Annotated in this window: 3 protein-coding genes and 2 pseudogenes; 3 read left to right on the top strand and 2 right to left on the bottom strand. The window is 64.2% G+C overall.

What is annotated here, in order from left to right; all coding sequences use genetic code 11:
• Nucleotides 1-80: 80 nt before the first annotated feature.
• A pseudogene (locus ACQKPE_RS25460) lies at nucleotides 81-524 on the bottom strand (ATP-binding cassette domain-containing protein); the annotation flags it as partial.
• A 288-nt stretch (nucleotides 525-812) separates the two neighbouring features.
• On the opposite strand from ACQKPE_RS25460, the gene ACQKPE_RS25455 reads away from it, so the two are divergent.
• Nucleotides 813-1,382, top strand: a complete 570-nt coding sequence (locus ACQKPE_RS25455; RefSeq protein ID WP_427669451.1) for a CGNR zinc finger domain-containing protein — start codon at nucleotides 813-815, stop codon at nucleotides 1,380-1,382.
• A gap of 11 nt (nucleotides 1,383-1,393) precedes the next feature.
• On the opposite strand, the gene ACQKPE_RS25450 is transcribed toward ACQKPE_RS25455, so the two are convergent.
• Entirely contained in the window at nucleotides 1,394-1,789 is a 396-nt protein-coding gene (locus ACQKPE_RS25450) for a hypothetical protein (protein ID WP_427669453.1), read from the bottom strand.
• Between the two features lie 278 nt (nucleotides 1,790-2,067).
• Between ACQKPE_RS25450 and ACQKPE_RS25445 the strand changes: the two genes are divergently transcribed.
• Nucleotides 2,068-5,898 (top strand): sensor domain-containing protein, encoded by a 3,831-nt coding sequence (locus ACQKPE_RS25445; RefSeq protein ID WP_427669450.1) that lies wholly within the window; start codon nucleotides 2,068-2,070, stop codon nucleotides 5,896-5,898.
• A 256-nt stretch (nucleotides 5,899-6,154) separates the two neighbouring features.
• Nucleotides 6,155-6,523, top strand: a pseudogene (locus tag ACQKPE_RS25440) (hypothetical protein); the annotation flags it as partial.

Genomic DNA, 6,523 nt, shown 5'->3' with positions numbered 1-6,523 from the left:
GGCAACCTCGAAGATACCGGTTTGATTGGTCGCCACCTTGCCGACACGTCCTACATCCTCGCCGCATCACCTGGTTACCTTGCCGCTGCAGCAGGCTGGCGCTCCAGGTTGTGGCCATCAGAGGCCTGCAGGATGGCTTCCAGCTTGGCCTGCTCAGCGGCCAGCTTGTCGAAGTCGGCGTCCGGCTCGGCGTAGGCGGCGTAAACCTCGTCCAGGCGGGCCTGGGCGTCCTTGATGGTGCTGACCGCTTCCTCGACCACTTCACGCACGGTCTTGCTGGGGTCCAGCTGAGGCTCCTGGGGCAGGTAGCCGACGTTGATGTCCGGCATCGGACGGGCTTCGCCGTCGAATTCCTTGTCGACCCCGGCCATGATGCGCAGCAGGGTCGACTTGCCCGCACCGTTCAGGCCGAGCACGCCGATCTTGGCGCCAGGGAAGAACGACAGGGAAATATTCTTGAGAATCTCCCGCTTCGGCGGCACGACCTTGCTCAGCCGATGCATGGTGTAGACGTATTGAGCCATTCTGGCGACCTCGGTCAAAAAGTTTGAAAACACTGCACGGCCCGCGACCGGCGCGGGCGAACGTGAAACGTGCAAGACCACCGCAGCGAGCCTTGCACAACAGAAAATCGACCTGCCGGGCGGTTCCCGACAGGGGCGACGGCAGCCGGTGCCGCCGAGCGGGCTATCTTCTCAACAACCCGCGACACTCTCAACTACCGCACACGCCCAGGCTCGCGAACGCGGTAACTATTATTTAAATGTTTTCAGGGTTACCATTTTGACATTCCCCCTTCGGAGCCTGCCCCAATGAGCACCACCACGACCCTCGAGCCCTTCGTGCTGGCCGACCATCCGGTACTGGACATGCTCAACACCCGAGCTGCCGCCGATGGCACGCTGGTAGAGTTCTGGCGCAACGACGCGGACGTGCAGGCCTGGCTGGCGCGCACCGGCTGGAAGCTGCCTGCGGCCAACTTCGCCGAAGGTCAGTTGCTGCAAGCCGCAGTGACCCTGCGTGAAGCGGTGCGTGAGCTGGTGGAGAAACGCAAGGTGCACCAACAGGGCTCACCCGAGGCACTCAACCGCTTCCTGGCGACGCCCAGCCACCCGCGCCTGGTGTGGTCGGCCAGTGGCGAAGCGCACCTGGAAACGGTACGCACAGCCAACACCGCCGAGCAGTACCTCGCGCCCCTGGCAGAAGCGGCCGCGACCTTGCTGGTGGAAGGCGACTTCAACCTGGTGCGCGAATGCGAACACCCAGACTGCGTGCTGTGGTTCTACGACCGCACCAAGTCCCATCGGCGTCGCTGGTGCAGCATGGCGCTGTGCGGAAACCGCCATAAAGTGGCGGAGTTCCGCAAACGCAAACAGCAATAAAAGCAGCGCCCTCAGACGTGACGCTGGCGCGCCTTGCCTCGCGGCAGGCGCGAGGTGCTGCCCTCTTCGGCCAGACGAGCGGCCCAGGCCGCCTTGACGCTGAAAGCGCCAGCATGTGCCGGCTGTTCAGCCACGTTATTCGCGACGGTGTTCACGACCTTGCCCGCAGGCTTGGCCGCTGCTGGACGAGCGACCGGCTCAGCCGGTACGACAGCGGCCTTGGCCGACTTGCGCAGCTCGGCCAGCGAAGGGCTCTTGCGCACGGCAGCGCCAGCTGCATCGGGCTTGGCCAGCGTACGCTGGCACGACTTGCAAGATACGTCATCGGCCACGGCAGTGCTGACCAGGGTCTGACTGCTACGCCCACAGGCGGAATCGAGGCCATTGGCGGAAAAATGGGTAACCAAACCGTACATCTCCAGTGCGTTGACTATGAAGCGGCCGGCATTCTCGCACAGGACACAGGGCCTTGCCGAACCACCACCACCGACAGCACTGTTCCAGCACCGACGCACATTGGCACAAACTGACACGCGGACTGGCACTTTGCCATATTTGAAGGCATGCTAGCCGCCTTCGTACGTCCGGCCTTATAGTGCGCCCAAGCGGCATGCACTTTGACACCGATACACCTGCGAGCATGACCCGACACCTGCCATAGCCAGCCCAATCGCAGGACCGACGCTTGACCAACTTCACTCCACCACCCACCTCGCGCAACGCAACACCGGCCACCGGTAGCGTCCTGCGCGGCTCGCTCAAGGGTGCCTTGGCCCTGCTGGCACTGGTGCTGCTGGGGTTGTTGCTGTGGCAGCTATTCGCCCAGTACCGCCATACCCAGGCCGACCTGCGCCAGCAAAGCCTCTCGACGAGCGCGGAGCTGGCCGACCACCTGAGCCTGACCATGGCGCTCAAGGCCCAGCAGGCGATGAATGTGGTGCAACCTTACGACCGTGCGCCAGCGCCAGCGGCTCTGCCCTCCCTGCTGGACACCCTGCGCACTCGCCTGCCAGCCCTGTATGGCATGGCGTGGCTGGACAACAGCGGCCATGTCATCCGCGACAGCCTCAAAGGCACACCTGACCAGGCGCAATTGGACGAGCTGGTGCAACTCGCCGAAGGCCGCGCCTACTTTTTCACCAATGCGCCCGACAAACGCTACATCTACCTGCTACTGCGCACGTTGCCCGAGCAGGACCGTGGCTACTGGGTGCTGCGCCTGACCAATGACTACTACCACCAGCTGACCCAAAAGCTCAACGGCACGGCCCACCCGCTGTGGATGCTGGAAAACGCCCGCACCGGTGAAGTCCTCGAGCGCCATGGCGTGCACGGCTCGAATGTCGGCCCGCTGCACAGCGTGATGCTGGCCTTCCTCGACAACAGTACCTGGCAGGTGCATGGCCTGTTCGACGCAGGCCTCGCCCAGCAGAAGCTGCTGCCGCCGTTGCTCGGCAAGTGCCTGCTGGTGCTGTTCTGCGCACTGCTGCCGGTGCTGGCGCTGATCAACATGCGCCGCCGACAGCGCGCCTTGCAGGAGGATCGCCGACGTTACCAGGATATCTTTGAAGGCACCGGCGTTGCGTTGTGCGTGCTCGACCTGTCCAGCCTGCCCGGCCAAATCGACCGCTATCACCTGAGCAATCAACCCGCCCTGCGCCAGAGCCTGAGCCTGGACCCCAATCTGCGGCGCACCTTGCTGCAGGAGCTGAAGATCACCGAGATCAACCAATTCGCTCGCCAGTTGCTCGCCGTCGACAGCAACGAGGGCGCCTGGCAGCGCCTGTTCGAAAGCAGCGGCGTCGGCCGCGAGAGCATCGGGGCGCAGTTGCTGGATGCCCTGATCGACCAGCGTGACGTGCTTGAACTGGAAGTACGCCTGCCGGCACCACTGGGCGGCGAACTGCACCTGTGGGTGATGGCGCGCCTGCCCCAGCAGCGCTCCGATTTCCAGGCGGTAATCCTGAGCATCAGCGACGTCACCAGCCGCAAGCAGGTAGAGTTGTCATTGCTCGAACGCGAGAGCTTCTGGTCAGACGTGGTGCGCACCGTGCCCGACCAGCTCTACGTGCAGGACGTACAAAGCCGGCGGATGATCTTCAGCAACCGCCACCTCGGCCAGTCCCTGGGCTACGACCGCACCGAGCTGGCGCAGATGGGCGACCACTTCTGGGAGCTGCTGCTGCACCCGGAAGATGCCGAGCACTATCGCACCCTGCGCCAACACCAGCGGGACAGTGGCCACCACCAGTCGCTGCATTGCCAACTGCGTTTTCGCCACCGCGACGGCGCCTGGCGCTGCTACGACATCCGCGAGCAGGTCCTGAGCCGCGACAGCGAGGGGCAGGTGGTGCGCATCATCGGCGTGGGCAAGGACGTCACGATCCAGATCGAGGCCAGCCAGTCCCTGCGCGACAGCGAGCAGCGCTACCGCATGCTCGCCGAAAGCATCAGCGATGTGATCTTCTCCACCGACAGCCAGTTGCAGTTCAACTACGTAAGCCCTTCGGTGCAGACAGTGCTGGGCTACCAGGCCGACTGGATCTTCGAGCACGGCTGGCAGTCGATCATCGCCAACCCGGCCCAGCTCACCGGCATCTACAACCTGATGGAGCGGGTCAGCAAGGCGCTGGGCAACCGCGAGCAACTGGGCCAACTACGCAGCCAACTGACCAGCCAGCTGTTCCTGTTCGACTGCCTGCGTGCCGATGGCCGCAAGATCCCTATCGAACTGCGCCTGGTACTGGTGTGGGACGACAACGAGCGTTTCGAGGGCGTGCTCGGCGTAGGTCGCGACATCAGCCAGCAACGCCGCGCGGAAAAAGACCTGCGCATGGCGGCCACGGTATTCGAGCACTCCACCTCGGCGATCCTCATCACCGACCCGGCCGGCTATATCGTCCAGGCCAACGAAGCCTTCAGCCGGGTCAGCGGCTACGACCTCAGCGAAGTGCTCGACCAGTTGCCGAGCCTGCTGACCGTGGACGAACAGCAGGATGCCCACCTGCGCTACGTGCTCAAGCAGTTGCACCAGCGCGGCTCCTGGGAGGGCGAGGTGTGGCTCAGGCGGCGTAGCGGCGAGCACTACCCGGCCTGGGTGGGCATCACTGCCGTGCTCGATGACGAAGGTGACTTGGCCAGCTACGTGTGCTTCTTCACCGACATCAGCGAGCGCAAGGCCAGCGAACAGCGCATCCACCGCCTGGCGTACTACGACGCCCTCACCCACCTGCCCAACCGCACGCTGTTCCAGGACCGCCTGCACACCGCGTTGCAGCAGGCCGAGCGGCACAAGTCGTGGGTGGTGCTGATGTTCCTCGACCTGGACCGCTTCAAGCCGATCAACGACTCCCTGGGCCACGCCGCAGGCGACCGCATGCTCAAGGACATGGCCGAGCGCCTGCTGGCCTGCGTGGATGACGACGACACCGTGGCGCGCATGGGCGGCGACGAGTTCACCCTGCTGCTGCAACCGCGCAGCAGCCGCGACATGGCGCTGAACCGGGCGATCCACGTGGCGGAAAATATCCTTGCCAGCCTGGTGCGCCCGTTCGTGCTGGAGAACCGCGAGTTCTTCGTCACCGCCAGCATCGGCATCGCCCTCAGCCCGCAGGATGGCAGCGAGCTGAGCCAGCTGATGAAGAACGCCGACACCGCCATGTACCACGCCAAGGAGCGCGGCAAGAACAACTTCCAGTTCTACCAGGCCGACATGAACGCCAGCGCCCTGGAGCGCCTGGAGCTGGAAGGCGACCTGCGCCACGCGCTGGAGCAGAACGAATTCATCCTCTACTACCAGCCGCAGTTCAGCGGCGACGGCAAGCGCCTGACCGGCGCCGAGGCGCTGCTGCGCTGGCGTCACCCACGCCGCGGCCTGGTGCCGCCGGGCGAGTTCATCCCGGTGATCGAGGAGCTGGGCCTGGTGGTGGACGTCGGCGACTGGGTGCTGCGCGAGGCCAGCCGCCAGCTCAAGGCCTGGCATGCAGCCAAGGTGCGGGTGCCGAAGGTGTCGGTGAATATCTCGGCGCGGCAGTTCTCCGACGGCCAGCTGGGCACGCGTATCGCCAACATCCTCGAGGAAACCGGGCTGCCGCCAGCGTGCCTGGAGCTGGAGCTGACCGAAAGTATCCTGATGCGCGAGGTAAACGAGGCGATGATCATCCTCGACAGCCTGAAGAAGCTGGGCCTGAGCATCGCGGTCGACGACTTCGGCACCGGCTACTCGTCGCTGAACTACCTCAAGCAGTTCCCCATCGACGTGCTGAAGATCGACCGCACCTTCGTCGACGGCCTGCCCGAAGGCGAGCAGGACGCACAGATCGCCCGGGCGATCATCGCCATGGCCCACAGCCTGAACCTGGCGGTGATCGCCGAAGGCGTGGAAACCCATGAGCAGTTGGAGTTCCTGCGCGAGCACGGCTGTGACGAGGTGCAGGGCTACCTGTTCGGACGGCCGATGCCGGCCAACCAGTTCGAGGCGCAGTTCAGCAACGAAACGCTGTTCATGTTCCAGTGACCCAGGCCTCGTGGGAGCGGCCTTGTGTCGCGAAAGGGCTGCGCAGCAGCCCCAGGGTTTTGGTCGCGCCGCTTGAATTGCTGGGGCTGCTTTGCAGCCCTTTCGCGACACAAGGCCGCCCCCACAGGGCTCTTTAACAAGCCTGCGCCGACCTTGAATTCCATTGGTCCGCGACATGACGCCACTTCATATGCCAGGCCAGGGGCAATGGGGTAGAATGCCCCCCCATTACCTGCCCCGATCCTTGAGGACCGCCATGTTCAGCCGTGATTTGACCATTGCCAAGTACGACGCAGAGCTCTTCGAAGCCATGCAGCAAGAAGCCCTGCGCCAGGAAGAGCATATCGAGCTGATCGCTTCGGAAAACTACACCAGCCCCGCTGTCATGGAAGCCCAGGGCTCGGTGCTGACCAACAAGTACGCCGAAGGCTACCCAGGCAAGCGCTACTACGGTGGTTGCGAGTACGTCGACATCGTCGAGCAGCTGGCCATCGACCGCGCCAAGGAGCTGTTCGGTGCCGACTACGCCAACGTCCATCAGCACCGTCACGGTGCGCAGCACGTGCAACTGGCGGTATTCCACGCCCCCACGGTTCAGGTGATAGTCGACGCTCGAAGGCTGGAT

It is taken from the genome of Pseudomonas sp. NPDC089554 (assembly GCF_050280645.1).
Classification (GTDB): Bacteria; Pseudomonadota; Gammaproteobacteria; order Pseudomonadales; family Pseudomonadaceae; genus Aquipseudomonas.
This window is presented reverse-complemented; position numbering and strand designations above follow the sequence as displayed.